The 23,784-nt window shown below is 65.9% G+C and carries 19 protein-coding genes and 2 tRNA genes; 5 read left to right on the top strand and 16 right to left on the bottom strand.

From position 1 onward, the window contains the following. Window positions 1-48: 48 nt before the first annotated feature. Entirely contained in the window at window positions 49-1,569 is a 1,521-nt protein-coding gene (locus ATK36_RS25630) for a helicase HerA-like domain-containing protein (protein ID WP_098515172.1), read from the bottom strand. A gap of 117 nt (window positions 1,570-1,686) precedes the next feature. Between ATK36_RS25630 and orn the strand changes: the two genes are divergently transcribed. From orn to ATK36_RS25615, 3 genes are all read left to right on the top strand, one after another. Then, window positions 1,687-2,295: an oligoribonuclease gene (gene orn, locus ATK36_RS25625; protein ID WP_211291955.1), complete on the top strand. Its 609-nt coding sequence runs from the start codon at window positions 1,687-1,689 to the stop codon at window positions 2,293-2,295. 78 nt (window positions 2,296-2,373) lie between these two features. Continuing rightward, window positions 2,374-2,449, top strand: a tRNA-His gene (locus ATK36_RS25620). A gap of 181 nt (window positions 2,450-2,630) precedes the next feature. Then, window positions 2,631-2,703 (top strand) — tRNA-Lys (locus tag ATK36_RS25615). Window positions 2,704-2,810: 107 nt separating this feature from the next. Here the strand turns inward: ATK36_RS25615 and ATK36_RS25610 are convergent. The 3 genes from ATK36_RS25610 to ATK36_RS34295 all read right to left on the bottom strand — a co-directional run bounded on the left by ATK36_RS25610 (window position 2,811) and on the right by ATK36_RS34295 (window position 4,290). Next, entirely contained in the window at window positions 2,811-3,872 is a 1,062-nt protein-coding gene (locus ATK36_RS25610) for a tyrosine-type recombinase/integrase (protein WP_170069903.1), read from the bottom strand. Beyond that, window positions 3,869-4,084, bottom strand: a complete 216-nt coding sequence (locus ATK36_RS32500; RefSeq protein WP_170069902.1) for a hypothetical protein — start codon at window positions 4,082-4,084, stop codon at window positions 3,869-3,871. Before ATK36_RS32500 ends, ATK36_RS25610 begins: the two co-directional genes overlap by 4 nt. Before the next feature lie 74 nt (window positions 4,085-4,158). Next, entirely contained in the window at window positions 4,159-4,290 is a 132-nt protein-coding gene (locus ATK36_RS34295; protein WP_281259087.1) for a hypothetical protein, read from the bottom strand. A gap of 865 nt (window positions 4,291-5,155) precedes the next feature. Here ATK36_RS34295 and ATK36_RS25605 point away from each other — a divergent pair. Beyond that, complete coding sequence (locus ATK36_RS25605; protein ID WP_211291954.1) at window positions 5,156-7,015, top strand: zinc-ribbon domain-containing protein; 1,860 nt, start codon at window positions 5,156-5,158, stop codon at window positions 7,013-7,015. 130 nt (window positions 7,016-7,145) lie between these two features. Here ATK36_RS25605 and ATK36_RS25600 read toward each other — a convergent pair whose 3' ends face one another. Then, the gene (locus ATK36_RS25600) at window positions 7,146-8,174 is read right to left on the bottom strand and encodes a hypothetical protein (protein WP_141544536.1); all 1,029 of its coding nucleotides are present in this window, start codon (window positions 8,172-8,174) and stop codon (window positions 7,146-7,148) included. 364 nt (window positions 8,175-8,538) lie between these two features. On the opposite strand from ATK36_RS25600, the gene ATK36_RS25590 reads away from it, so the two are divergent. Continuing rightward, window positions 8,539-9,771 carry an IS110 family RNA-guided transposase gene (locus tag ATK36_RS25590; RefSeq protein WP_098513820.1) on the top strand — a complete coding sequence of 411 codons (1,233 nt, stop codon included), beginning with the start codon at window positions 8,539-8,541 and terminating at the stop codon, window positions 9,769-9,771. An 83-nt stretch (window positions 9,772-9,854) separates the two neighbouring features. Here ATK36_RS25590 and ATK36_RS25585 read toward each other — a convergent pair whose 3' ends face one another. From ATK36_RS25585 to ATK36_RS25535, 11 genes are all read right to left on the bottom strand, one after another. Further along, the gene (locus tag ATK36_RS25585) at window positions 9,855-11,237 is read right to left on the bottom strand and encodes a serine/threonine-protein kinase (RefSeq protein ID WP_141544535.1); all 1,383 of its coding nucleotides are present in this window, start codon (window positions 11,235-11,237) and stop codon (window positions 9,855-9,857) included. Continuing rightward, window positions 11,234-14,398 (bottom strand): coiled-coil domain-containing protein, encoded by a 3,165-nt coding sequence (locus tag ATK36_RS25580; RefSeq protein WP_098513818.1) that lies wholly within the window; start codon window positions 14,396-14,398, stop codon window positions 11,234-11,236. Before ATK36_RS25580 ends, ATK36_RS25585 begins: the two co-directional genes overlap by 4 nt. Next, entirely contained in the window at window positions 14,395-15,051 is a 657-nt protein-coding gene (locus ATK36_RS25575; RefSeq protein WP_245915155.1) for a hypothetical protein, read from the bottom strand. Before ATK36_RS25575 ends, ATK36_RS25580 begins: the two co-directional genes overlap by 4 nt. A gap of 11 nt (window positions 15,052-15,062) precedes the next feature. After that, the gene (locus tag ATK36_RS25570) at window positions 15,063-15,614 is read right to left on the bottom strand and encodes a hypothetical protein (protein ID WP_098513816.1); all 552 of its coding nucleotides are present in this window, start codon (window positions 15,612-15,614) and stop codon (window positions 15,063-15,065) included. Continuing rightward, a complete protein-coding gene (locus tag ATK36_RS25565) occupies window positions 15,611-16,846 on the bottom strand; it encodes a hypothetical protein (protein WP_245915153.1) in 1,236 nt (411 codons plus the stop codon). The genes ATK36_RS25570 and ATK36_RS25565 overlap by 4 nt, the downstream gene beginning before the upstream one ends. 183 nt (window positions 16,847-17,029) lie before the next feature. Continuing rightward, a complete protein-coding gene (locus ATK36_RS25560; protein WP_342752059.1) occupies window positions 17,030-17,545 on the bottom strand; it encodes a hypothetical protein in 516 nt (171 codons plus the stop codon). Window positions 17,546-17,768: 223 nt separating this feature from the next. Next, window positions 17,769-18,386: a tyrosine-type recombinase/integrase gene (locus tag ATK36_RS25555; protein ID WP_098513815.1), complete on the bottom strand. Its 618-nt coding sequence runs from the start codon at window positions 18,384-18,386 to the stop codon at window positions 17,769-17,771. 119 nt (window positions 18,387-18,505) lie between these two features. Beyond that, window positions 18,506-19,441: an integrase gene (locus ATK36_RS33865; protein ID WP_245915151.1), complete on the bottom strand. Its 936-nt coding sequence runs from the start codon at window positions 19,439-19,441 to the stop codon at window positions 18,506-18,508. 643 nt (window positions 19,442-20,084) lie between these two features. Further along, window positions 20,085-20,909 carry an HARBI1 family protein gene (locus tag ATK36_RS25545; protein ID WP_098510904.1) on the bottom strand — a complete coding sequence of 275 codons (825 nt, stop codon included), beginning with the start codon at window positions 20,907-20,909 and terminating at the stop codon, window positions 20,085-20,087. A gap of 339 nt (window positions 20,910-21,248) precedes the next feature. Next, window positions 21,249-22,412 (bottom strand): type III polyketide synthase, encoded by a 1,164-nt coding sequence (locus ATK36_RS25540; protein ID WP_098513814.1) that lies wholly within the window; start codon window positions 22,410-22,412, stop codon window positions 21,249-21,251. Between the two features lie 8 nt (window positions 22,413-22,420). Continuing rightward, on the bottom strand, window positions 22,421-23,629 hold the full coding sequence (locus tag ATK36_RS25535) for a cytochrome P450 (RefSeq protein ID WP_098513813.1): 1,209 nt from the start codon (window positions 23,627-23,629) through the stop codon (window positions 22,421-22,423). Window positions 23,630-23,784: the final 155 nt, after the last annotated feature.

Genomic DNA, 23,784 nt, shown 5'->3' with positions numbered 1-23,784 from the left:
GAATCGGGGCCTGGGGAGAGCGGCCTTCACCAGGTCGGGAACCGTCGATCACCGGCGCCGGTTGCCGAACAGGCCGCGCGTGATCTCCCGTCCCAGCGAACTTGCCGCCGAGCGCATGAACGACTTGACCGCCGGGTTGCCGATCGCCTGCGCGATCAACCCCGGCTCGTCTTTCTCCGGCTTCGCGGCAGGCGCCTCGGGCGCAGGCTCCGCCGGGGCCACCTTCGCCGTCAGCTTCTCGTACGCCGACTCCCGATCGATCGTCTCCGCGTACTTCCCGTGCAAATCCGACGCCGTGACTGCAGCCTCGATCGCGTCGGCGCCCACCGAGCCCATCTTCGACCGCGGCGCACGCAGCCTCGTCCACGCCACCGGCGTCGGCGCCCCGCGCTCGGACAGCACGGTGACGACCGCCTCCCCGATGCCCAGTGAGGTCAACGCGGACTCGAGGTCGTAGTGCGGGGTCTTCGGATACGTCTTGACCGTCTTGACCAGTGCTTTCTGGTCGTCCGGGGTGAACGCGCGCAAGGCGTGCTGCACCCGGGCACCGAGTTGCGACAGCACGCGGTTCGGGATGTCGGTAGGCAGCTGGGTGCAGAAGAAGACGCCGACGCCCTTCGATCGGATCAGCTTCACCGTCTGCTCGATCCTCTCCAAGAAGGCCTTCGACGCGTCGGAGAACAGCAGGTGCGCTTCGTCAAAGAAGAACACGAGCTTCGGCTTGTCGAGGTCGCCTTCCTCGGGCAGCTCCTCGAACAGTTCCGCGAGCAGCCACATCAGGAAGGTCGAGAACAGGGCCGGCTTCGACTGCAGATTGTCCAGCTCCAGCAAGGTGACCACGCCTTTGCCGTCCTGCTGGCGCATCAGGTCGTGCACGTCGAGTTCGGGCTCGCCGAAGAAGTCCTCGCCGCCTTGCGCCTCCAGATTGGACAGCGCGCGCAGGATCACCCCGGCCGTGGCCGCGGACACCCCGCCGATGCCCTTGAGGTCTTCCTTGCCCTCGTCGCCGGTCAGGTGCGTGATCACGGACCGCAGGTCCTTGGTGTCGAGCAAGGCGAGGCCACGCTGGTCGGCCCAGTGGAAAATGAGACCGAGCGTCGACTCCTGCGTCTCGTTCAGGCCGAGCACCTTCGCCAGCAACACCGGGCCGAAGCTGGTGATCGTCGCCCGGATCGGCGCACCCTTGCCGCCGGTGCCCAGCGACAGGAACTGCACGGGGCTCGCCGCGGGTGCCCAGTCGTCGCCCAGCTCTGCGGCCCGTTTCGTGATCCGGTCGGTCGGCTCCCCCGCTACGGACAGTCCGGACAGGTCACCCTTCACGTCGGCCAGCACCACCGGTACCCCGGCCGCGGACAGCTGTTCGGAGATCAGCTGCAAGGTCTTGGTCTTGCCGGTCCCGGTCGCCCCGGCGACCAGGCCGTGCCGGTTCAGCGTCGCCAGCGGCAGCCGGACCGCCGCCGTGGACTCCGCCGTCCCGTCGACGACGACCGCGCCCAGCTCGACCGCGGCCCCGTCGCTCAGATAACCCCGCGCGATCTCCGCAGCTGCTTCCGACCCCTGCCCGGCCACCGACCGCACCCCGATTCTGAGTCCGAAATCACACTTTTCCGCTGGCCGCCCGAGCGTAACGCGCCGGAAGCCCAGGTAACGGCGCCGCTATCCCCGTGTCGGGTTAGGGTGATGCGGGTGAACGACCATCTTGTCTGGATCGACTGCGAGATGACCGGGCTCGACCTCGGCAAGGACGCGTTGATCGAAATAGCCGCGCTGGTGACCGACGCGGACCTCACCATCCTCGGCGACGGCGTGGACATCGTCATCCACGCCGGCGATGCCCAGCTCGACGGCATGCCCCAGGTCGTCCGCGACATGCACGCGAAGTCCGGCCTGACCGACGAGGTCCGCGCCTCCGCGGTGACGCTGGCCGAAGCCGAGGAGCGCGTACTCGCCTACATCCGGGAGTTCGTCCCCGAACCGGGCTCCGCCCCGCTGGCCGGCAACTCGATCGCGACCGACCGCGGCTTCATCGCCCGCGACATGCCCGCACTGGACAACCACCTGCACTACCGGATGGTCGACGTGTCGTCGGTGAAGGAACTGGTCCGCCGCTGGTACCCGCGGATCTACTACGCCAAGCCGGAGAAAGGCCTCGCCCACCGCGCGCTGGCCGACATCAAGGAGTCGATCGGGGAACTCGACTACTACCGCAACGCCGCCTTCGTCCCCCAGCCCGGCCCGACCAGCGACCAGGCCAAGGCCACCGCCGCCGAAGTGCAGGAACGCCACCGAGGGTGACCCCCTGAAAGGGGTTCGCGAGCACCCGCTAGGATTGCCTGCAGCACGATGGATCGCAAGATCCTCCTGCTTCAGATGGTGGCTGTAGCTCAGCTGGTAGAGCACCTGGTTGTGGTCCAGGAGGTCGCGGGTTCGAGCCCCGTCAGCCACCCCAGTACCCCGGCCCGTGCCGAGACTCTCTGGTCTCCGCGCGGGCCGGGGTCTTTTTGTTGTCCGCCCGCCCACGGCAGCCCCCCCGGCCCGCGCGCCCACGGGGACCCCCCTGAAACGGCTCCTGAACGGGCTGCTAATCTTTTCCACGTCGCCAGGGAGACCACGGCGGCAGGAAACACCAAGCGCCATTAGCTCAATTGGCAGAGCAGCTGGCTCTTAACCAGCGGGTTCGGGGTTCGAGTCCCTGATGGCGCACAGTCGGAAAGCAAAGCCCACCAACGGATTCCCTGAATTTGAGGGTCGCTGTTGGTGGGCTTAGCTCGTGTGTGCAGCCCGGGTGCAGCCGACGTGTCACCCCCGGTTCAGTGACTGGCCGTCACCAGCCGTGCCTGTGGCGAGCCGCTGCGCTGCCCGGGCACCATCACCTTGTGGATCTTGGCCCCGCGCTGGTACCCGGCGCGCCGGACCAGCGCCGCGGTCGCATCAGCCGCCTGCTGCGCCAGGCAGGGCAGGACGCTGGTGTAGGTGTCCGCAGTCAGCACGATGCTGGAATGCCCGAGCAGGGCCTGCACCACCCGCAGCTCGTTCCCGGCCGCGAGCGAGAGAGTCGCCGCACCGTGCCGCAGGTCATGAAACCGGATCGGCGGCAAGCCGGCCTCGTCCACCAGGGCCCGGAAGGTGCGGGAGACATAGCTCGGGCTCCACGACCGGCCCCCGTCATGGGAGAACACCCACTCGCCGGCCAGGTCCTGCCAGGCGAGCCGGCGCAGCAGGGCGGTCGTCCCCCGGTCCAACGCGACGGTCCGGCAGCTGGCGTCCGTCTTCGGCAGGCACACACCGCGGCCATCACGTTCGACCAGCTGCCGCACCACCGACAGCGTCCGGTTCGCCAGATCGACATCGCACCACCGCAGACCGACCGCCTCCCCGCGGCGCAACCCCAGCAGGGCCGCCACGTGATACAGCGGGTACAGCTGGTGATCGCGGACCTGCTCGAGGAACCTTGCGGTCTGCTCGGCTGTCCAGACCGCAACCGCAGGACGTTCCCCGGTCCGGCGCCACAGCTCGACCCGGCCCTCGGTCCACACCACCGCCCGCGGGCGACGTGCCGAGGGCAGCTCTACCCACCGCGCCGGGTTATGCGTGATCAATCCACGCCGGATCGCGCCGTTGAGCGCGGCCCGCAGCACCTCACGAATCCGCTGCAACGTCGTCGGGGACAATGGCCGCGGCCGTACCGCGTTCGCCCGCAGCAACGCCGTGAACGCCGCCTGCACCTTCCCGATCGTCAGCTCCGACACGGCGAGCCCACCCAACCGCGGCTGCAGATAATCACGGATCAGCTGCTCATACAGCTGACGTGTCGACGGCCGAAGCGTGTTCCTCGTCGCCAGCCACACATCCAGCCACTGGCCTATAGTCACCAAGGCCCGCCCGGGATCGACATCGTCACCCAGCCAGAACCCGCGCGCACGTTCCGCCGCAGCTCGCGACGCAAATCCGCCGCGCTGCACCCGACGACGACCACCGTCCCGGCCAGCAGCCAGCTCGACCGCAAAATACCACCGTCCGTGACCACGCTCACCCAGCCGCGGACAACGCAATCCCCAGCGGCGACCATCGTCCGGATTGACACAACCACACCGCTTGAACACCCGCCCACCTGATCGCTTCGTCATGATTCCTCCGTCTACAGAGCACATCAACGCATCAACGATGCGCGCGTCGTGAGGAACTCTCCAGTTTGGACGACGCTACGAACAGCGCGACAGAGTCCAGCACCTGCGAAGCCGGGATGTCCGAGACAAGGCGAAACGAGGCGTACTCGATACTGTCGGCCACGCCTACTCACCCGTCGCACCCTGCTCGCCTGGCCCAGGACGCACAGACTGCGTGATCACCCGAGTTGCGCGGAGTCACTAACGCACACTGCCACGATGGGCGGCGATTCGGCTTACGAAGTAAGCCTCGACGTGGGGAGGTTCGATCTCGCGCTGCACGTGCTCAGCGGCAGGTTGCTCCCGGACCGCCGAGGTTTACCGGTCTCCTCTCGCCTGCACACGTCGCCGCGGTGTCGCGGGCGCTCGAAGCCGGAGACCGCGGGGTCGCAACACGGTGCGCCTTCCCGGAATCGCGCCTGACCATGGACCGGAACAACGGCCTCGGCGCAATCGCGACGATGACCGACATCAGGCCGTCACCTTCTCTCGCAGCAGCTGCAGGGAGCCGCTGGTGACGGGGTTGGGATCGGCGTCGAGGATCGTGCGGCCGAATTATCGGTGCACCGACGCCTACCACCCTGCTGGGGCGGCACATCCGCGTCGCGCACGGCCAACGTGCTGAACCAGCCGGCGGTCGCGGCTGCCGGAATGCTCGGCAATGGCCGAAGTTTGCCTATTTGCGGACGTGGTAGTGAATCGCCATCACTTGACCTTCAGGCAAGAGCGCCCCTCGCGATATCCGGGGGGAACCTCACACCGCCTCCCGCCAGAGTGCCATCTGACAATCTGGGCGCTGGTGACCACCAAGGTGCAAGCACAGGCGCAAGCCTCGCGTTGCCCAATGACCCACCTCTGCAGTCGGCTCCACCTGCTGATCCGTTACGCCTGAAGCACCAAGCACGGGGTGACGGAAAAGTCACGATCCACTAACGCCAGTCACGAAGTCGACCTTGTACGCGATGAACCGACGGCGAAAGGAGGTACCAGTGGTTCGCGCTGCACAAGAGTGCTCGACCAGTACGTGTTCGAACCCGGCCGCGTTTTCGACGCGCACGAAGCCAGCCTGGTGTCTCGACTGCATCGGCGAACTCGTCGACCAAGCCGGACTCCGAGCCGACGAGCCGTTCCCCGGGCTTCGGGCCTGGTGGCTCACAACGTGTTCGACCTGCGGCGTACAGGCGCATTACCGGCTGGAGCACGTCCTCAACAAGATCCGATCCGGCGAGAAGGCCTGCCGCGCATGCTTCCTGTTTCACTGGCGGGCCCGGCAGCTCGACGCTCCCGGGGAGGGCGTTGAACGGGCGATGTGTACCTTGCTGGAGAAATACACGCCGGAACAGATTCTCGAAGCGGCACCCACCGACGAAGTCCGGGACTTCCTGGCGTCCGAGTGGTGGTCCAAGGAACGACTGGCTGCCCGCCTCGATACCAACAACCTGGATCTGGTGAAGCTTCTCGACCAAGTCACCACTTTCGACGCCGTCCTGGTCACGAAGTGCCGGGCTTGCGGGCGGCTCAGCGTCGAGCGCATCTCGGACACCGGTTGGGGGTGCACCTGCTCGCGCAACACCCGTTCCTCGCACCCTGCGGCACCCGCCGTTGCGAAAACGTTCCTGAACGAGTCCGGCTCACCGGCCGTCCGGTGGTGGGACTACGAACGCAACGACGAGACGACCCTCCGGGCAGTGACCGTGCGAGCGACCCGGAACTGTCACTGGGTCTGTCCACGGTGTTCGCATCGCTTCACCGCCAAGGTCAGCGAGATGACAAAGACGCCGTGGTGCCCGCAATGCGCGAAGCGGGACCAGGATGAATGGCAGGAAACCCTCGCGCGCTGGAAGATCACCCCGGTCGCCGAAGTCCCTCAACTACTGGACATGTGGGCCGATGACGCATCTCCCAGCACAGTCATGGTCGGCGACTCGACCCTACGTCGATTCCGTTGCAACATGGGACACCACCCACGGATCGCACCCGCGCGTTTGCTCGACATGGGCTGCCCGCACTGCCGCGGCAAGAAGACAGCTTCCGACAAGAAGTGGCTGGCTGACACGCTTCCCGAGATCGCAGCCCAGTGGCACCCGACATTGAACGGCAAGCTCGCGCCCCAGAATGTGGTCTGGGACTCGAAACGGACCGTGTGGTGGACCGCGGAGTGCTGCGGACATCAGTGGCAGGAGTCGGTACGCGACCGCGACAAATACCAGCGTCTCCGCTGCCCCTCCTGCCGCACCATCCTCGGCTCGCTGGCGTGGGAGAATCCCGAGCTCGCCGGCACGTGGAGTCCGGCAAACCCGGTCAGCGCCTGGCACGTGCGCCCGCACGCCGCACTCTCCTTCACCCCCGAGTGGATCTGCGCAGGCAATCCGGCGCACACATGGCAGATGTCGCTGGCTTCACGCTCGACGGGGGCAGGCTGCCCGGAATGCCGCGAGGCGGGAAAGTCGCGCGTCGAGCTGTCCCACTACCAGGCCGCAGTCGACGCATTCGGGCAGGCACGCTCCGGCGCGATCGTGCGCCTCGACGGACCGCCGGCCCGTTCCTGGACAGCCGACATCATCGTCGAGGTGGACGGTCAGCCGGTGGTGATCGAGTACGACGGATCATACTGGCACACCGATAAGGTGGAGATCGACGAGCGTAAGAGCCATGACCTTCTCGCCGCCGGTTACCTGGTCGTACGCCTGCGCGAGGACGACCTACCCTCCTTGAGCGTGGACCACCCGGGGTATCGGGAGCTCCGCGTACTTTCGTCCGCACCCCGTCCGACGCAGGTGATCGAAGAGATCCGGACGTGGTTGGCCGTTCCGTTGCCTGACGGCGACGCACCAGGCCCCGATCGGTAGCCGGCATTTTAACCGGCGGCAAGACTCGATTACCGCGATCCTTTTCAGTTCCGCACTTAAACGATTGCGCTCGGTTTCTTTTCGCGTCTGCCTAGGGCTTTCTGGCCGCAAGGCTCCGGTTCCTTTCGATCTACAGAGGCGGACGTGCTGGAGTTACCGGTAGCATACCCAGCGACCTCAGTATGCGTCCGGTATCAGCCCCGTCGATGATCATGTAGAAGCGGGGGTGCCGGGCGTCGTGGGCGTAGGCGTCCATCATGCCAACCACGCTCGGCTTGATCTGATGACAGTGCTGCAGAACGAGTAGCTCCGCGGGCTCGGTGAACAGCCGGTCGATCTGGTCGCCGTTCTTACCCAGGGCCTTGACGTCCATCGCGCGAGGGAAGCCCGGCCCCTTGAACAGCCACGCGGCCGACATCTGGCGCCCGCGGGCGAACACTCGTGACGTATAGAGGTCGGAGCGCTCGCCACCCCAGTCCTTCGGAACGTACGATTCGCCGATCAGTCCGGCAAAGGCGCGCTTCACTGTGTCCTCCGGCACATGCAGCACCGCGTCACCTTCGGCGTCGGCGAAGGGAGATGCGAAGTCGATCCCGCTGAACTGGCCGATATCGCTGGGGTAAACCCGCGCTCCCGGCGCTGGACCTCTGGCGGCAAGTTCATCGTCGACGAACGATCTGATTCCGATGAAGGCCGGCCTGAGCTCGATTTGCTCGGCGCTTAGATTGGTGACCGTCCCGATAACGTAGACCCGCCTGTTTCCACTGAGGTTGCCGGGCGCGGAGGAACTGGCCTTTCTTGCCGCGTTGAATGTCCCGGTGACCCGCACAGGCTCGCCCGCGTCGAGCACCGCCGTGAAGCTGGCAGGCTTGAAGCCTGGGGCGTCGCGGTCCCGGTCTCGCTGGAACGAAAACTCCAGCTCCGCGCCGACGACTTGCCCCGCACGTATGTCCCGCTCCAGGACAAGCCTTGCCAGTTCGCCGATTCCCAGCGAGGAGAGCGCCTCGGCGAGTTCTGTGGCGAGCACGTAGGGCAGCGCTGCTTCGGGATCGCTCCTGCGGACCGCCCGCGCTCGTGCGGACTCCGTTCGCTGCTCTCCGAGGAGCGACTGAACCTGGTCTTGGTGCAAGAAGTACGGCTCGAGCGCAATGCGGCTCATCGGCAACATGATCCTAATCGGTAGTAGGGGTAGTTCTTCCGGCTCGTAACCGGGTTGGTTGGTGCTGGTCCGCCGGCGGGCGACGCCTATGTGTTCCCGTCGTTCGACGACTTCTGAAAGAACGGCGCGTCTGCCGGTGGGCTGGTGATCGTGGTGGTGGGATGTCGTTGCTCGAGTCCGCCGCAGGAGGTGACCTCTCGATGTGTTCCCGAGCTTCGAGCTCTTCGACAGAACGAGGTCCCTGCGGTGTGCTGGAGTCACGAACGGCTACTGAGATGACGGACCGTCGAGTCCCGCGATTAGGGCGCTGCGTGACCCCGCCTGGACCCGTAAGCAGCAGAAACATCGAAGGAGGCAGAGCAACTTGACACTGTTCTGCGGCATCGACTGGGCCGAATCCCACCACGATGCCGCCATCATCGACGACACCGGAACCGTGGTCGCGAAGGCCCGGATCGGTGACGACGTGGCGGGCTTCGCTCGCCTGCTGAACCTGCTTGCCGAGGCCGGGGATACCGTCGAGAACCCGATCCCCGTGGGCATCGAGACCGACCGCGGGCTGCTGGTGGCCGCGTTGCGTTCCACCGGCCGCACCATCTACGCGATCAACCCGCTCTCGGCGTCGCGTTACCGGGCCCGCCACCAGGTTTCGGGTGCGAAGTCCGACGCCGCGGACGCGGTGATGCTGGCCAACATCGTGCGCACCGACGCCGACGCGCACCGGCCGCTGCCCGCCGACACCGACCTCGCCCAAGCCGTCCGGGTGCTCGCGCGAGCGCAGCAGGACGCGGTCTGGGCACGTCAGCAGCTGGGCAACCAGCTCCGCTCGCTGCTCAAAGAGTTCTACCCCGCCGCGCTCGACGCGTTCGCCGGGCTGCCCGAGGGCGGTCTGGCGCGCCGCGACGCCCGCACCGTCCTCACCGCGGCCCCCACACCCGCGCTCGCGGCGAAGCTGACCCGCGCACGGCTGCGGACGCTGCTGACCAAGGCCGGGCGCCGACGCAACGTCGATACCGACGTTGATCGCCTCTACGGAATCTTCCGATCGCAGCGGTTGCGGCAGCCACCGATCGTGGAAAACGCGATGGGCATCCAGTTTTCCGCTCTGCTGAGCCAATTCGAAGCAGCCTGCACGGCCGCCGACAGTCTCGCGGAGGCGACGCGGACCCATTTTGAGCGGCACCCGGACGCCGAGATCATCACCAGCTTCCCCGGCCTGGGGTCGCTGGCCGGCGCCCGGGTGCTCGCCGAAATCGGAGACGACCGCACCCGCTTTGACGACCCACGCGGCCTCAAGGCCTACGCCGGAGCCGCCCCGATCACCCGCGCCAGCGGCAAGAAAACCGTGATCTCGCACCGGCACATCAAAAACCGGCGTCTCGCCGCGGTCGGCCCGATCTGGGCCCTCAGCTCGCTGCGAGCCAGCCCCGGCGCGAGAAGACACTTCGACACCCGCCGCGCCGCCGGAGACTGGAACCACCAGGCCCAACGCCACCTGTTCAACAAGTTCCTCGGACAGCTCCACCACTGCCTCCAAACAGGACAACCTTTCGACGAACATCAGGCCTTTCCACCTCCACTCGCTGCTGCGGCTTGACTTTTAAGAACCTGAGATGTCTTTCAGCTGAGGTGGACCAGAACTTTCTGTGCCTAGCAGCGCTGGGAACGGCGCGGGAACGGTCACGGGATGTCCTTGAGCAGGCGGAGGAATTCGCCCACGTCTTGTGGCCGGTCGGTTGGCTTGTGGTGAGTTGCCTCCGCCACTACAGCTATCCATGGCCCGCTGGCGGGCAGCAGTGGGAGATTCTGCTCCGGTCGTTCCCCGGTTAGGATGGCTGCGATGAGACGCCCGATGCTGTAGATGTCGGCGGCGGCCGTAACATTGTGGGGGCTTCCGGACGACAGCTCCGGTGCGGCGAATCCCTCGGAGCCGAAGCCGGTGCCGGTTCGAGTCCGACGCGGAATGCTGGTTTCCCCCCGGGGCTGTCGGCCTAGCCCCCAATCTGCTACGACCCACTTGCCGTTGAGGAGCAGGACGTTCGCTGGCTTAATGTCGCGATGGATCCTGTCGTCGGTGTGTGGGCAGCGCAGTCCTTCGCAGACCGCTGTGACGAGGTCCCGGAGGGCTCCTGTTTCTCGCTGTAGGCGTTCCACGTGGCTGGCGGCACTGCCGTTCGCGAGCGGCATGACGAACCACCTCCCGTCCGGATCGGAGTCCAGGACCGGCATGACGTTCGGGTGCTCTCCGTAGAGGTGCCCGATGGAGATCTCGCGGCGCATGCGGTGTAGGGCGTCTTCATCGCTGAAGCGGAGCTGCTTCAGCGCGATGGGTATGCGGGTGTATTTGTGCGCGCCGCTGTAGACCGCACCCTGACCACCTTCAGCAAGCGGCTCGTGGTCCCTGTTGTAGTCCGCCTTCGCTCCGCGCTTGAGCCAGCGCACAGCGGCCCACGGCGCGGCCCGGCTTGTGCCGGTCGTGATGTCGTCGGTGAGGAAGGCTCGGGCAGCGTCGATGACGTGGTCACGGTAGGGCCCGTCCCGTTGTACTTTGAGGATGGCTACCAGTGGCCCGGCGGCCGGATAGTGGGCGAGCTCGGCAGCGAGACGGCATACCTCGTCGTCCTGAGCGGCCCGGCGAGCGGCGCGCTGGCTGTTTTGCTCTTGCCGGGCTGCGCGCAGGTCAGGGTGAGGGGCCCAGCCTCGGGGTGGATGGCAGATTGTGCCTGATCGGTAGTCGTGTTCGAGGTCAACGCATCCTGCTCGGGCCAAGGCGAGCGCCACGTCATCAGCACGATCATCGAGTTTGTTCCTGATGGTGGTCCATCGTCTGGGCGCGCTGGTGGCCCAGTTCCAGTCGGCGTCGTTGACGAGACCGTCTGGCCGCTGCGGTGAAGTGGGTGGGTGCGCGCGCAGGTGTACCCGCCGGACTTTGGGGCGGCCGGCTCGGTCGTGGTTGAATGTGCCGTCTGCGTGTGTTGGCTGCGCGTAGGCGCGGAGTCCCTCTGGCACACCGGGGTGGCCGGGCATGGGGAATTCCCCTTTTGGATGAAAAGTTTCGGTCACGCCACACCGTCGCCAGAATGGTCCTTACCGCACTCATCGTCGGCAATGTCGGTGACAGGGCGATAGGAGGCCAACCATTCACGGAGTAGTTCGACGCGGGCGCGGTTGGTTTCGTCTCCGACGATGACAGGTGCTTCGTTGTAGGCCATACTGTCGGACCGGCGGCGGAGTTTGATGTAGAGCCCAGATGCCTCGATGGCGTAGCGCTCCATGTCGTCCTGTAACGCACCGATCACGGTGATGTTGCGGTCTTTCCCGATTTGCTCGAACAGCGCAACCGCCTCACGGCGATGCTGCTTGCCGAGGTTGCGGCCGAGTTCATCGAGAACGAGCAGCAAGGGCCGACTACCTCCTCCAGCAAGCGCGGCGGCACACACCAACTTGACGGCCTTCTCGTCCATTTGGGCGGTGTTGCTACGAAGGTTGTAGCCCGACATCCGTTGTCCCTCGGCGCGCCGCCACTTGGGTGTGACGGTCCACCGCCACGGCCGATCAGGCTCTGCGGGTGGCTCGGGTTCCGGGTAGTCCAGGCTCGCCCCGTAGCCGCCGTACCGCTGGTCGAGGCGGTCGAATTCTTCGCTGACTTTCTTGAGCCTCGCCTTGATTCCGAGAGCAAGCGAGGCCCGGTGCGCACGCGAGGTCTGCTCGGCCTCGCTCAAGCCTTTCCGTGCCTTCGCCAGGTCACCGGTGCGCTGCGCACGCTGGGTGGCGATTTGCTGCTGCTGGTAAAGGTCGTGTTGTTCGGTCTGGGATAGATGGGTACGCAGCGCGCGGATGAGCGCAGGAACCAGTCCGGCTCGAGTGTCCAGTCCGCCGCGTTGCCATCGTTGTTCGATGAGCAGTTCCCGGATCTCGGCGGGCATCTCGTCGTGTGGTGTGCCCTCGGGGAAACACCGCCGCACTACCTCGTTGACTTGATAGCAGGTCTCGTCGTTCCACGCTGCGGTAGTGCGGGACTGCTGCTCGGCAGGCAGGGCCAGCAGGAACCGGTGCGCGCCCCCGGGCGAGTCCCCCCAGGCCGCTTCGCGGCCGGGAAGGTCCAGAGCCGACCGCTCGTCGGTGAGCTTCGTCTTGGTTTTGTCCTGCGCGGTCAGCTCACCCTCAAGGCGACTTTTGGCGCCATTCAGGTTCTTGATCTGTTCCTCGCGTGCTTTCCCTGCGCCCAGCGCGTCGGTATAGGCCACGCGGGCCGCGTCCAGTAAAGGCTTCAGCTTTTCGCGCTGTTCCTCTCGCACCTCGTTGGCCCCTCGCAGTTCCGACATCTTCAGCTCGGTCGCGTTCGCTTCGTCACCGGCCATGGCTGCTTCGGTACGGGTTTTGGCTCGGGACAGCTTGCGCCGGGCCGCAGCGAGAAGCTGGTTGGCTTCGGTAAGAAGACCAGCTTTCGCGCGATGTTCAGCGCGGGCTGCGGCGATGCGCGCGGCCCGGCCGGTGAGCGGTTCGGCGAACTCGGCCACGACGATCACGCCGGCGGCCACGTCGACCTCCGCAGGTTGAGCGCCAGTCCGCTCGAGGATCGTGGTCAAGAACGTGGTGAGGTCGAACCTCATATCGGCGCTCGCCGGCAGGCTGGTGCTCTGGGTGGGCGCGTGCGTTCGAGGCGGATCGGCGACGACGAGCGTCGCCGATCCTGGCCGCCCCGCCAGTTTCTCCTGAGCTTGGCCTGCGTGCCCGCGTGGGATCACGACGGCATCGCGATAGGGAACGAGGCGGGGTTCCCAAATGTGTCGCTGGTCGGGGTCAAGTTGGACGACGTCCAACAATGTGGCGGCAGGGATCCCCGCCTCGCGCAACGCCTGCAGCTCGTCCGCGGCAACGTCCTCACCGGATTCGGCGGCGGCCAGCCGCCTACTCGCTTGGTTCTCGGCCTCTTCGGCGACTCCCCTGGATCCGAGAGCCCGTTCCACGGCTGCGTGAGCGTCGGCTTCCTCAGCCTGCGCGGTCTCGACGTTGCGTCCGTCGGCAGCGCGAGATTTGGCCGAGAGGTCCCGATGTTTCACGCCGAGGCCCTCCAGCTCTTTGGCGGCGATCTGATGTTGAGTGTCCAGGTGCTGGTCACGCGCGCTGAGTGTGTTCCAGCGTCCTTCGACTTCGCGGAAGTTGCGATCAAACTCCTCATCGTCGGTCAACCCTGAAAGGTCGTCTTCCACGGTGGACAGCTGTGCCTTCAGGCCCGTGGTGTGGTGCTCCAGCGCGCTGAGGTCAAGGCGGATCTCGTCGATGCGGGCGACTGCGTCGAGGAAGCGTCGGGCGCAGCGGGCTCGCCACGACGCGTTCGCATCGTCCAATAGGTGGCGAGCTTCGCCGCGCAGGGCAATGCCGGCCTCAACGACCGCCATTTCGTGTTCCCAGCTTTTGAGATCTCCGTCGGCATTGAGGACGTCGGTGCGGTGGGTGTACTCCGTCGACCGGAGGGCCTGCTCTTGTTCGAGTTCGCGATCCAGCCCGGTCAACGTGGCGATGGCGTCGAAGATCCGTCGGGGGGCCAGGTCGTTGAGAGGTTGTGCGAGCAGGTTGGCCGCTGGGCTGGAACGCACCGAGGTTGACAGGAATGACACGCACCGCACGTGGCTGCCGTACAGGACGGACGCGAGCCGGTTCGCGTGGAAGTCGGTACGTCCGTTGCTGGTCGGGAGACGATCCCACAACGTGTCGACTCCGGCGGCGCGTTCGGACTCGGTCGCCCCGTAGGGGACGTAGAGCCCGTCCTTCCAGCGCAGGTGTACGTGTGATGCCTTGCGGTTAATCCGCAGCCACACCGTCAGGGCGCTGGCTGACAGCTCGTCGGTTGTGCCGGCGCGGGGGTCGGCGAACACGCCGATGACGTACCCCCAGTCGACGTTGGACCAGCGACCTTCTTGCGCGGCGAGTTCGGCGGTGAACAGCAGCTCCGCAGCCCCGGCCGCCCCACTGGCCAGTCGCCATTGCTCATCTGCGTGCAGCAAGCTCACCGCGGCAATCAATGAGGACTTCCCGGCACCGTTGGAGTCCTTCGGGCCTTGGCCCGCGACTGTGACCAGTCCCTGGCTGACCATCGGTACTGGGTGCGTGGACAACCGAGAGATGTCGACCACTTGGATGCCGACCAGCACCCGCTCGCCGACGACGTCGAACGGGCCAGAATCGCCGCCCGCCGCAGACCAGGTTCGGGCTGTGCTCACTGTTCTCCTCGGGGATGCGCGCGGCGTGCTCGTATCGCGGCAGCTAGTGGGCTGTGCGGTGCGGCAGCCAGAATCAACTCTTGCTGCAGCGCGCGACGCGCCACGGGTGTCAGCCGGTGAAGTTGGGAACCGGGCACGTAGGCGGCCCCGCCGACGGAGCCCCGGCCACGAGTGGGCGCGAGCTGTACGAGTCCAGCAGCACGCAACCTCTGCAGAGCCGCGCGAATATCACCTTTTCCTAGCCGCGCGTGGCGAAGAAGCTCATCGGCTGGCGTCGGTTGCGCGGAGATCCAGGAGTCGCCGGACAGTATTCCCTGGCTACGGGGAATCGCGACCGAGTGGATCAACACCAGTACAAGCACAGCTCGATCGATGACCGGGAGGGCGTTCCAGCCCGCGGCAGTCAGTTCGGCGGCAATGTCGTCGCGGTACCCCGACGTCCAGTGCGCACCGCCCACCGGGACCAGCGTCCGTCCCACTGGATGTAGCAGCCGCTGGAGGTCCCGGCGTAGTGTGGCATCCCGCAATGCCAGCATCTGCACCTCGGGCACCGGGTGGGCACTGTGTTCTACCGCCGCGAATGCGGCGAGGACTTCGTCGCGGTGGTGTTCACTCAGCTCGGCGAGGATCGGTTCGAACACCGGATGTGCCACGTTCGCGCTGGTCATCGTAGCCCTCCGGCGTCGCTGCGGCCGATTTCGGCGAAAGAGGGCAGCATCCGCCACAGCTCGCGTAAGGTGCTCAGATCCGCTGATCCCCATGCGGCGACTCGCGGACCGAGGCTCACCGTCTGGCCTGGTTCGTCCCACAGCAGCCAGGCGGCGCCAGCCAGGCGCCGGATCGCCTCGAGCAAGGCTCGGTTGGAAGCGGCCTCGTCCCGGTTGGTGATCTCCCCGAACACCGCGGCAACCTCATCCTTGGACGCGGGCATTCCTGGCCAAATCGGTCCGGTCGGTTCCGCCCAGCAGCAGCGCAGGCACGCGGCGAGCACGCGCGCGGTGTCATTGGGCTTTTCAACGGTAAGCGCAGGTAGTCCCAACTCTTCCGATACGCTGGGTCTCGCGCCCTCGGGAACCACTGTCAGCAGCCACACCGCCGTGACGTCGGGCTCGACCAGGCGCAGCATTCCCGCGGGGAAAGTGCTGTTCGGTGACACGCATTGCGGGCCAGCGGCGCGGACACGCGCCCACCACAGTGCCGTTTCAGCCTCGTTCACCCCGCGTCTCCCCCCGCCCGGATGCTGCGCCGGAAATGTCCGTGTGAGGTCCATGTCGGGGTGGCGGCGACCTCGATACGTACGCCGTCGCGCCACGCGAGTTCGTAGTCGAGGTCAGGGTGGTGATGGATGGCGGTGACCTCGGAGAGCACGCGACGTGCCGACATCCAGTCACCGGCGTCATCCAGTACATCGACAATGCTCACCGAGTCCGAGTCCGCCAGCAACCGCTCCGCGATGGTCCTGAGTTCCTCCACGTCGTCGGCGAAACCGGTGTCAGCCTCTGGCGCTGGCTCGGCGTCATCCGATCGAGGAGGCGGAACCCGTGCAGTGTTGATCTGGCGTCCCGCTTCCACTGCCTCGATCAGCGCTTGCGGTGAGAACCACGGCGCCGGGGCGTCGAAGACGAACCGGTCGAGCACCGCGGCCAGCACCTCCGGGCTCGACTCGCGGCCGAAGGTACGCCACGCCTCTACCGGAAGCAGCCCCAACGCGCGAGTGGTGCCGGCTTGCGCGATCAGGCGGCCGGCCGCCGCGTCGATCGCGTCCGCGTACGCGGCGAGCGAGACCCTGAGCTTTGCGCAGTCGCGATCGAGTTCGTGCCACCTGTCGAGCACGACTGCGTGGACGTCCTTGGCCTGGTCAATCAGCGACTCGTTGCCCCACAGGAGTTGAGCGTTCTCGCCGAGCGTCTCGGCCGTGCTGCCCGCCGCCAAAATGGCCAGTTCATTACCCAGCAACCGAAACATCTTGGTCAACCGGCGCACCGAGGCCACACCGACGACTGCTGTGGCGTTGGCGCTCTTGACGTTCAACTGCTCCAAGGTCAGCAGCTGGTGCAGTTCCGACTGGCCGCCCTGCTCCGCCATGCGCCGCAAGAATAACAGCATTATATAGGGCGCGAACGCGGCCCGGTGGTAGAGCTCATTCGGCCGATTATTGACCCGGCTGATCGCACCGTAGTCGCGCAAAACGTCGAACCGCCGCCTCACGATCGGAGCATCCCATCGTCGACATTCGGCAACAGTCTGTTCCACCGTCAAGCCTTCGCTGCCCGCCTCAGCGAAGGCTTCCAAGATCGATTCATCGACATCGATCGTGATGGGATCCACGATCATTGCTCCCGCCTCGCGGGCGAGCACCGCGAAGACCTGACGGTAGATCCGCAGCACTGCCGCTTCACCGGCGAGATCGTCCAATGCCAGCTCTGGCGGGTCAGTCAACGAGATCACTCCCTATCTCCAGGCCGGTGCGAACACCATTCTGCCGCGCACCTGACGCGAGCGCGGAATCCCCCCGGTTTTGAACAAACCAAGATCGACTATAGGGATGCAATCGACGAACCGCCGGATCGAACAAATGTTCGCGCGACTGTATGCGTCGACGGTCTGTGACCACCGGCCTAGCATCTGTCGCTACACGGAGATACCGCGCTCTGCGCGCGCCCGCTTGACCAGATCGCGAGACTGCTCTGCGCCCACTCTCAGCGCCTCGCGGAGCCACTCAGCAGAGACCAGAAGCAGATACAGCTCACGATGCCGCCGATCCTCATGCCGTGCCCGCTCCAGCAACTCAACGTCCACACCTGCTGCCTGCGTCACCACAGCACTGTCTGAGTCGGCGGTCTGGGCAACACCGGCCGGACGACCGGCCACTGGTACAGCGGCCAGCGCCTGCAGCAGGACCGGTCCCACCTCCGACCAGCCGATCAGCAACAACGGACCCACCGCATCGAACAACGCCTTCGCCACCTCACCGACGATCAGAGGCTCGGCAACGTTCAATGCCAACGTCACCACACTCGAGGCCAACAGCAGCCGCCGAGCCGGCCGAATCACCTCAGCGGGAGCGCCCCGCAACGACAGGTACCGGATGGCGATCAGCAGACCGACCACCGACAGATCCACTGCAGGCGCCACCAGCGGCGCCACCCAGCCCGGTACCCCCAGCCGGAGGGCCAGCGCCCGAACAGGAACGTCAGCCCGACCACGACACCCAACCATGACGCTCACTGCAGACACGACCGGATCACGCCGAGCACCCGGCATTTGCGAGCCCGAGGCGAGCCCGAGACCTCCAGCACACGACAACAGCAGCCGACACAGCACGACACCACGGACGCCCCTCGACCAGACGAAAAGGTCTTGTCTGACATCACTCGACACCATCCGACAGGTCAAACCGTGGACTCTTAACCAGCGGGTTCGGGGTTCGAGTCCCTGATGGCGCACCCTCACTCCCCAGGTTCGAAGGCTCTTCGGCCTGGGGATTTGTGTTATCTGGACTCATTTCTTCCGTTTCTGGACTGTCCATTGTGGTCGTTGGCGAGCCCGAGGCGAGCCCGAGACTTCTCGCCGACTGCCGCGGGATGATCGCCGCCGTCGCCTCGGCTGCCGCGAACGCGACCTGAGGCAACACGGTGGTGTAGATGTCCGAGGTCACGGTGATCGAGGAATGCCGCAGCATCCGCTGCACCACCTTCATCTCCACCCCCGCCGCCAACGCCAACGTCGCCGCACCGTGACGCAGGTCATGCAGCCGGATCGGCGGCAACCCGGCCTGGCGGGACAGCTCGTAGAACACGTCGGTCACGTGCGCGGGGTGCAACGGGGAACCGTCGAACTGGGTGAAGGCCAGATCGTGCTCTTTCCACTGCGACCCCAGACGCCCCCGGTCGGCGTCCTGGACCGCGAGATTGCGGGTGCCGAAATTACATCCATGCATGTCAAACGGCATGTCCGTACTCGTGGAGGACTCCGCCGAGGCGGTCATGCCGGCGTATCACGAGGCGTTCGATCCGGTCGGGTTCAAGTGCCTGGGGCCGGGCTCGCAGGGGTGCCGCGGCGGCCAGCGATCGGTGGGTTCGATGCTGGTTGTAGTGCCGTTCGTACTCACGAAGCGCATGCCTGAGGTGAGTCTCGTTCCAGATCAGCGTGCGGTCCAGCAGTTCGGCCCCGCAGCGTCTTCACCCAGCGTTCCATGATCGCGTTCATGCGAGGCATCCGGACACCGGTGCGCACAGTGGCGATCTTGGCGTCGCGGAGGATCTCATCGATCAACGCGGGGTACTTGGCATCGCGGTCGCGGATGAGGAACCTGACCTTCGCAACGTGCCCGGCATCCGCCAGGTCCATGAGCAGATTGCGGACAGCTTGCGTCACCCAGGCATGGGTGGGGTGCGCGGTGGTACCGAGAATGCGGACCCGCCGGCCAGCGTGGTGGACGGCAGCGAGTATGTACTGCCGCTGCCCAGCCAGGGTGACGGCCTCGACGAAATCCATCGCCAGGATCGCCTCGGCCTGGGACCGCAGGAAGTCCGCCCACCTGACCGTCGCCCGTTGCCGGGCCGGATCGACACCGTCGGTCTTGAGGATCTCCCACACGGTGGAGGCAGCGACCTTGACACCGAGCAGGGCGAGTTCGCCGTGGATGCGCCGGTAGCCCCACGAGGGGTTCTCGGCCGCCAGGCGGAGGACGAGGCGACGGACCGAGGCGAGAGTACGCGGACGCCCAGGCCCCCGGTTCACGCTCACGCGGGCGTGACGGTGTTTCACCAGGTCGCGATGCCAACGCAGCACCGTGTCCGGGCTGACCACAAGCCGGAGCCGACGCAACACCCCACGGGCCAGCGGCACCAGCAACATCGAGAGGAACATCCTGTCCTCGGGCCGAAGTCGCGGGCACTGGCCACCGAGCTGTCGTTGCAAGATGGTCAGTTGGTGGCGCAGGGCGACGATCTCAACGGCCTTCTCGCGGTCGCCCATCGACAGTAGCCGCAACACCGCGAACACATGGACAACGGCAAGATAGACGAAGCGAACCAGCACGAGACGCGATCATGCCGGACCGCGAGCGGTCACCCGCCGATGACCCTTGACCTGCACGGACGCATTTCTCGGCACGTACAGCGCGCCGCCAGTGATGCGCACTACTCGGTGCATGCGTAGTCCAGCCGCGATCACGGCTGCTGCGGATCTCATCCGGGAGATCTGCAAACCCAGCGTAAAGCCGTGACCACAAGGGTCCCCCGGGGCCTTATAACCCATACCCCGGACAAAGATCATGGAAACGCTGCTCCCGAAGCTCCCCGAGCTTCGCCACACCGGCCGCGCCGCCCGCGGACTGCGGCCGGTCGCCGGCGTCGGGCACCACGATTATCAGTAAGAATGCGGCGGCGGTCCGACTGTGCTGGCCGAGCTGAAGAATCTCAACCAGCTCGCAATCGACGCGGGAGGCAACTTCTACCTCACTGGCTGCGGCTGGGTCCGGAAGGTGTCTGCGCTGTAACGAAAATACGAAGGCGGTCCTTGCCACGCAAGGGCCGCCTTCGTCATGTCCGCGAGCTTGACCTAGCGTATCAAGAGTCTCGCAGTTTCCGGAATTCCATTCGGTTTCCCTATCTCAGAGACCGATCGACTGCATTTGCTCCTCAGTGAGCTTTTCCGGGTAACGGTTGGTCGCTGTGGGTGATCATGTTGTGCGGTCGTGCTCGATGTGGAGGATGACGAGGGCGGCTGCGACGATGGTGCCGATCTTCCATGGACAGAGGCTGATGTTGAGCAGCGCCTTGAACGTGGTCTTCAGCAAGGAGTTTCCGCGTTCGCCGATCGCTCGTTTCCCGTTGTGGGCTTTGTTGTGGGTCTTCTGTTCCTTGGTGAGTTCGCCGCCTTTCGGTTTTTTGAACGCGACGGTGATGGTGTCGGCTTCACCTTCGTAGCCCAGGTCGCCCAGGGCGGGCGTGTTCTCGGCGATCCAGGTGGCCAGGGCGGGCAGGATCTCGGGGTGTTCGCGCAGTGCGGTGGTGTCGTGCTCGCGGCCCGGCCGCACGTCGGAGGTCCACAGGGGCCAGCCGTCGGGGGCGGTGATGACCTGGATGTTGCCGCCATGATTGGAGTGTTTGCCCGACCACCACAGGTCCACCCCGTCGGTGGGTCCGGGGGTGCGGACCCGGTCGGTCTCGATCAGGGTGCCGTCGATGGAAATGTGGCTGTGCCCGGCCATTTTCGCCGCCAGTAACGCTGACTCGAGCGCGGGTGCCTGGGCGGCGAGCACCGTGAACCCCTCCTCGAGATAGGTGTACACGGTGGACTTGCCGATCGCGTTGTCGACGGCGAGCTGCTTGACGCGAGTGCCGTCGAGAAACCAGCGCAGCACCAAGACCGCCTGCTTGAACGTCGTCAGAACCCGGCGATCTTTGCGGGTACCGCGCCGCACCCGTTCGGCGTGCAACAGGCTCGACAGGTACAGCACGGTCTGGTCGCGTACCGGCAAGGTCGCGGTGTATGACACACTCATCAGGCGCGGAACCTCTATGAAGTTGATCTGTGGTAGGACCAAATTCATACCGAGGTTCCGCGTCTTTACGTTGCACCACAACAACTTCGGCGTGTCACCACCGCCAGCAACGACCACACCCAGGCTGTCACCCAGCGTCACAGATGCTTACCCGGAAAGCCTCACTGATCAGAGCGCCTCGTACACCATCGTTGTCGAACGCCGGTTCACCCTATTCAAGCAATGGCGGGCTTGGCCACTCGTGACGACAAGCTCGCCATCGTCTACCGATCAGCGGTCCTCTTTGCGATGCCGTGGACACTTGGAGCAAAGAATTTCCAGACGCGCCCTATCCCCTACTCATCTTCTTAAAGGTGCCGGGAGGGCATCGTGCGCGCGTTGCGGTTTGTTCGTTTGCGCTGGATTTCCTACGTGTTGAGTCGTTTCGCGTGCTTGAACCGGAATGACTGGTTCTCCGGTCGCGTTCCACGTGCCGAGGGTGATTTCGGCGGTGATGCCCGGACCGAAGCCGGCAATGATTCCCTGGTCGGCGTGGTCGACGCTTTCGGCGTCGAAGAAGCGGTCGAGGGCGTCGAAGATCACGGCACTCGCGATGTTGCCGCGCTCGGTGAGGGTAGCCCGGCTATAGCGGAACATCGCCGGTGGGAGTTTCAGGTACGTGCACAAGTCGTCCAGAATTCTGGGCCCGCCTGCGTGGATGATGTAAAAGGCGAGCCTGGAGATATCCTGGCCGCGCAATCCGGCCATCTCCCGCAAGGCGGGGGCGAGGTCGGCCATGGTGCCGGGTACTCGCTTGTCGAGCATGAAGTGGAAGCCGGTCTCGCGGACCGTGTAGGAGATCCATTGTTCGGTGCCGGGTACCAGGTGGGAGCCGTTGTGGTCCAGCCGGATACCTCGGCAGCTCTGGCCGCGGACCACCGCGGCGGCGATGGCATCCCCGAAAAGGCCGTTGGACAGCAGGTTGCCCACTGCCAGGTCGGTCGGCTGGTAGCACAGTGAGCAGAATTCACAGCACAGGATCAGCACATTTGCCTGCGGGTAGGCGGTACAGAAATCGTGGGCGCGGTTGATGGCTGCGCCGCCGGCGGCGCAGCCGAGCTGGGCGATCGGCAGTTGCCGAGTCTGCGGCCGGAAACCCATGGTGTTGATGAGCCATGCGGTCAGCGAGGGCATCATGAAGCCGGTGCAGGAGACATAGATGATCATGTCGATGTCGCAGGGGGCGAGGTCCGCGTGGGCCAGGGCGCGGTACGCGGCCTCAGGTACCCGGGCTTTGGCTTCCGCCTCGTATCGGGCGTTGCGCGAGGTCAAGCCGGGGTGGCGGAGGGTGTCTTCGATGGGCTGTACCAGGTGGCGGGTCCGCACTCCGGTGTTGGCGATCAGGCGTAGTGCAAGGTCCAGCTGGGGGTGGCCCGCGTGCAGCTCCCGCGCCAGGTCAAGGGTCTGCTCCTGGGTGATGACGTATTCGGGCACGGCGATGGCCGGCCGGCACAACGTGGCCATGTCCGCCCCTACCAGGTCACTGGCAGGGCCAGCGGGTAGCGCCAGATGGACACGGTGTTCCACTGCACCTCGTCTTGTGGCACGGCCAGGCGCAGCTTCGGGAAACGGCTGAGCAGCGTACCGATGGACACCTGCAGGACCATGCGGGCCAGGTGGGATCCCAGACAGTGATGGCTGCCGTAGCCGAACGTCATGTGCCCAGCGGGCGCCTGCCGCTCGAAGTCCAGCTCGTCGGGCCGCTCATAGGCGAGCTCGTCCCGGTTGGCGGTCAGATACGACACGTGCACGATGTCGCCCGCCTTGATGACCTGGCCGCCGAGTTCCACGTCCACCAAGGCAACCCGGGGAATGCCGACCCCTTGCCGGAAGGGGATGTAGCGCAGCAGCTCCTCCAGTGCCTGAGGCAGCAGGCTGGGCCGCGTTCGCAGGTGCGCCAGATGGGCGGGATGAGTCAGCAGCGTGTAGACGATGTTGCTGATGTTGTAGGTGGTGGTGTCGTGCCCGGTCACCACCAGCAGCATCGCCAGCACAGCCAGTTCGTCGGCGCCGAGGGCGTCCTCGCCGATCCTCGCGGTCGCCAGCGCACTGATCAGATCGTCGCCGGGGTTGCGGCGTCGCGCGGCGGTCAGCTCGGTGAAATAGGTGCGTAGCGCGGTCTTGGCGTCGGCCGCGGAAGACGTGTCCTCGGCGCTCATCGACATCATGGCCATGGCCCAGCGCCGCAACTGCGACCGGTCCGCCGCCGGTACGTCCATCATCTGGCTGATCGTCATCACGGGCAGTTCGCCGGCCAGGTGTGCGGCGACATCGGCAGGCGCGCCGCGCTGGACCATGTTGTCCAGCAGCCGGTCCGTGGTGCGCTGGGTCCACGGGCGCAACGCCTCGACCTGCGCAGTGGTGAACGCTTTGACGACCAGCCGGCGCACCCTGTTGAGCGCCGGTGGGTCCATCAGGTTGATCGCCTCTGATTGCGCGATCGGAGCCGGGGTGATGCGCGGGAAGTCCCGGCCTACGAGCGCGGCCCGGCTGAAGCGCCGGTCGGAAGTCACGGTTTGCACGTCGGCGTAGCGTGTCACCAGCCAGCACGGACCCATTCCGTACGGCATGTGCACCCGAGCCACCGGCGCCTCGGTCCGCATCCGCGTCATGAACGGATCGGGCTCCAGAGCGTCATCGTGGCGGAACGGACACGCTCGCCCGGTATTCACAGCAGTCATCGGCTTACTCCCCCGATCATGCAGCACCTCCCACCGTAGCCCTCGCCCGGTACAGAACCGCCCCGGTCAGAAGAAGACCACTCGTAAGAGATCACTCGTACCCACGCATTCCGCGGCGCCAGTCCGCACGCCCGGGCGTCACCATCCGGGCGCAA

This window comes from Amycolatopsis sulphurea (assembly GCF_002564045.1).
Classification (GTDB): Bacteria; Actinomycetota; Actinomycetes; order Mycobacteriales; family Pseudonocardiaceae; genus Amycolatopsis; species Amycolatopsis sulphurea.
This window is presented reverse-complemented; position numbering and strand designations above follow the sequence as displayed.